Source organism: Actinomycetota bacterium (genome assembly GCA_036280995.1).
GTDB lineage: Bacteria > Actinomycetota > CALGFH01 > CALGFH01 > CALGFH01 > CALGFH01.
Window position 1 is genome coordinate 1 of the sequence record DASUPQ010000809.1, and the last position, 3,346, is coordinate 3,346.

Genomic DNA, 3,346 nt, shown 5'->3' on the forward strand with positions numbered 1-3,346 from the left:
TGTCGGACTGCCAGGGAAGTGCCAACGGCAGGCTGCGCGGACGGGAGGGACCGGATGAACTACCGGAGGATCGCGACCTTCACCGGGTGGTTGTGGATCATCACCTTCGTGACCTCGATCCCCGCGCGATTCTTCTTCTACGCTCCGGTGCTCGACCACGAGGGCAACTACGTCACCGGCGCGGGGGCCGACGCCCAGACGCTCATCGCCATCGGGGCCGTGCTGGAGCTGGCGCTGATTATCTCGAACGTCGGGACGGCGGTGGTGCCGTACTCGATCCACAAGCGCGTGCACGAGGCAGGCGCCGTCGCCTACGTGACGGCGCGCCTGGTGGAGTGCACCTTCATCGCCATCGGCATCGTCTGCATGCTCGCCATCTCCAGCCTCCGCCAGGACGCGCCCAGCGGGGCCAACGCCGCGGTCGGGCAGGGCATCTTCGCGGTTTATGAGTGGACCTTCCGGCTCGGGCCGGGCGTCTTCGCCGGCATCGCGAACGGCCTGATCCTGGGGTGGCTGATGTACCGATCCGGCTTGGTGCCCCCCCGCTTTGCCCTGTTCGGGCTGGTCGGAGGGCCGCTGGTCAGCATCGTGGGCGTCCTGGTCATCTTGGGCGTCCTTCCGGCCGAGGGCCCGCACCAGGTGCTGGTGGCCCCGGAGTTCATTTGGGAGCTGGGGATCGGCATCTATCTCATCGTCAAGGGCTACCGGACCTCGTCTCCGGCCCTCGCAGGGACCCAGGACGCCGCAGCGGTCTAGCCCGGCTTCGCCCGAACGCAGCCTGCCAGCGCAGGAACCGCGGGCGACCTCTCGTCGCATCGCTGGTCGAGCTGGCTACTGCGTCGGCTCGACTGAATCAGGTCGCCGGCTGTGGCCGGCTCAGGTGGCGGGTTGGTTGATGGAGTGCTTGCGGCTGGGGTCGGGCATGCCATCTACCGTCCGGCCAGATCTCCACCCTGGCGTGGTGGGGGCACGAGGCTCCCACCGCGAGGGCCGCTCGCCGGCCCGTCCTAGGCTGCTTGCGATGGGTCTTGCTCCGCCTTCGGCTTAATCGAGCGACACGCGCTCGCTGCGGTCGACCCCTGAGCCACGGTCTGGATCCCGGCCCGGGATCAGCACCCAGTGCTCCGAGACGGTCGCGCGATAGAGCCGGAAGAGTGCCGATCCCTGCACATCGTCCAGGCCGAACGCGCGACCGATGTCCTGTCGGGACACGCGGTCGAAGACCTCCAGACCCTGTTCGAGCTCGGCGCCCGTGAGCTCCTTGGCGACGCCCTTCAGGTACACGGCCTGGGCGCCGCCGACCGGGACCGACGAGTCGAAGATCGCGATCGCAACCTCCGGGCGGGCGGCGAGGTTCCGCGAGTGCTTGGCGTCCGGCGATGAGACCCAGTGGAAGTGCCGGTAGTCCTCGGAGGCAAACCACACCGGCGAGACCCACGGGTTCCCTGCCCCATCAGCCGTGCCCAGCGCCATGTAGCTGTTCGTGTCGATCACGCTCCGGGCGACGTCGGTGAGCTCAGGCGCCATGCAGCACCTCCCACAGCTCACGGACCTCGGACATGGGAAGCACGGTTGCGGACACGGTGTCTCCTTCCTGGCCTGTGGTCTTGAACCTATCTCGCTTAAGCCGCCGCTAGACGATTGATTCCAGGGTCAATGGTCGTAGGCGATCAGGGACCGTAGGGTCGGTTGTCCGGTCTTGTGGTTGTGCCAGATGGCGACGGCCAGGCGAGGATGCGCTGCAAGACCCGGACCGCGACCCCGCCACAGGTACGGCCACCGTGGCGCTCCAGGTCGAGCTGGCCTTGGAAGGTCTGGTTGACCGACTCGATGAGCTGCCGCAGCGGGCGGAACAGGTGCCCACCGGCCCGGGCGGGCTCGCCCTTGCGGGCCGGAGCAGCCGCACGCCCAGCCCGGCCAGGACCTGCTGGACCTCGCGGCCGTAGTAGTGCTTGTCGGCCAGCAGCGTCTGCCCAGGCCGGGCGGCCACCAACTCCGGCTCGACCGCCAGCAGGTCCACCAGCACCTGGCGCTCGTCGGCCTTGGCGCCGGGCAACGCGAAGGCGACCGGGAGGCCATGCAGGGTGCAGACCAGGTGCAGCCGCAGCCCCCAGAACCAGCGCGAGTGGCTGGCGCAGGAGCCGTATTGGGCCCAGCCAGCCAGCGCCGAACGCTTGGTGGTCTCCGGGGAACGGCCGCACTCCACCGGGGTGGAGTCGACGATCCAGCTGTCGTCGGTCCACAGGCTGGTGTCGGTGGCGACGGCCCGGATGGCGTGGCGCAGCAGCCCAGCCGCGCCCCGGCAGGCGCTTGGTGTAGCCAGCCTGGCCGGGGCAGATACGGGAACAGATGGCCCAGGTGGCGGTCGGCGTGACCCAGCCAGCGGGCCTCGGAGGTGAAGCCGAGCAGGGCTTGCATGACGGCCAAGGTGACCAGTTCGGCGTCGCTGAGCTTGGGGGCGATGCCGACCGTGGGTCGCCATGGCGCCAGCTGGGGTGCTTGCTGCAGCAGCTCGTCGATCTTCACCTACAGTGCCGTGGCGAGGGTGTCCAGGTCGGCGTCCACGAGGCCTCCCACGAGGTCGACGTTGGGTAGCAACGCCGATCATGGGCACCCTCCTCACCTCACGCATCCCTTGGAATCACTCATCTAGGGTGCTCGACACGACCAGAGACCGCCACCGCACCGAGAGCGCGCTGCTCACCGGTGTCCTGCTGGCGGGGGCGGCCTTCTGGGCGCTGCTGATCCGCGCGCCGGTCCCACCCCACCCGTGCAGCGTGTCATTCGGGTTCTGGCTGCTGGTGGTTCCGTCGCTGCGGTGCTTCCAGTCGCCTGTCGCCTCGCACCACTCACGAGCCGTCGGGCTCCTTGTGGTCGCGCTCTCGGCGTGGGCGATGTGGACCGGTCCCCGGATCCGACCTCCGATGAACCCCAGCGCGGTGCTGGCCAGGCAGGAGCCGATCGTCGCACTGGCGGGACGTGATGCTGCCGATGTCGACCCCTTCTCCCGAGCCGAGACCGGGGCTGTGGGACCCGCATGAGCAACAGCAGCTCGGCCAACGCCGTGCGTCGGCTGGTCGACCCGCTCAAGGACTTCCTGCACACTGAGGCCGCCGGCGGCCTGGCCCTGCTGGCGGCCACGGTAGTCGCCCTCGGCTGGCCAACAGGCCCTCTGGGCGCCGGCTACGAGGGGTTGTGGGTGTGGGAGCTGACCATCGGGGCCGGGCCGCTGTCGGTCACCGAGGGACCTCCAGCACTGGGTCATCGACGGTCTCATGGCCGTGTTCTTCTGCGTGGTCGGCCTGGATATCAACTCGTCATCCTGCGGTTCGCCCTGGCCAATGCC

The 3,346-nt window shown here is 69.1% G+C and carries 4 protein-coding genes and 1 pseudogene; 3 read left to right on the plus strand and 2 right to left on the minus strand.

From position 1 onward, the window contains the following. The first annotated feature begins 54 nt into the window (after positions 1-54). Positions 55-756 carry a DUF4386 domain-containing protein gene (locus tag VF468_26975; protein HEX5881933.1) on the plus strand — a complete coding sequence of 234 codons (702 nt, stop codon included), beginning with the start codon at positions 55-57 and terminating at the stop codon, positions 754-756. Positions 757-1,044: 288 nt separating this feature from the next. Here VF468_26975 and VF468_26980 read toward each other — a convergent pair whose 3' ends face one another. Together VF468_26980 and VF468_26985 are read right to left on the minus strand one after the other, a co-directional pair. Next, a complete protein-coding gene (locus VF468_26980) occupies positions 1,045-1,527 on the minus strand; it encodes a pyridoxamine 5'-phosphate oxidase family protein (GenBank protein ID HEX5881934.1) in 483 nt (160 codons plus the stop codon). 126 nt (positions 1,528-1,653) lie between these two features. After that, positions 1,654-2,526: pseudogene (locus VF468_26985) on the minus strand (IS982 family transposase). A gap of 128 nt (positions 2,527-2,654) precedes the next feature. Here VF468_26985 and VF468_26990 point away from each other — a divergent pair. Then, the gene (locus VF468_26990; protein ID HEX5881935.1) at positions 2,655-3,041 is read left to right on the plus strand and encodes a hypothetical protein; all 387 of its coding nucleotides are present in this window, start codon (positions 2,655-2,657) and stop codon (positions 3,039-3,041) included. Continuing rightward, a partial coding sequence (locus VF468_26995) for a hypothetical protein (GenBank protein HEX5881936.1) occupies positions 3,038-3,346 on the plus strand: 309 nt, incomplete at its 3' end. The genes VF468_26990 and VF468_26995, both read left to right, overlap by 4 nt.

What these genes read in the sequence shown, in the direction of transcription:
- VF468_26975 (HEX5881933.1), top strand. Translation starts at nt 55, where the DNA reads ATGAACTACCGGAGGATCGCGACCTTCACCGGGTGGTTGTGGATCATC.
- VF468_26980 (HEX5881934.1), bottom strand. Translation starts at nt 1,527, where the DNA reads ATGGCGCCTGAGCTCACCGACGTCGCCCGGAGCGTGATCGACACGAAC.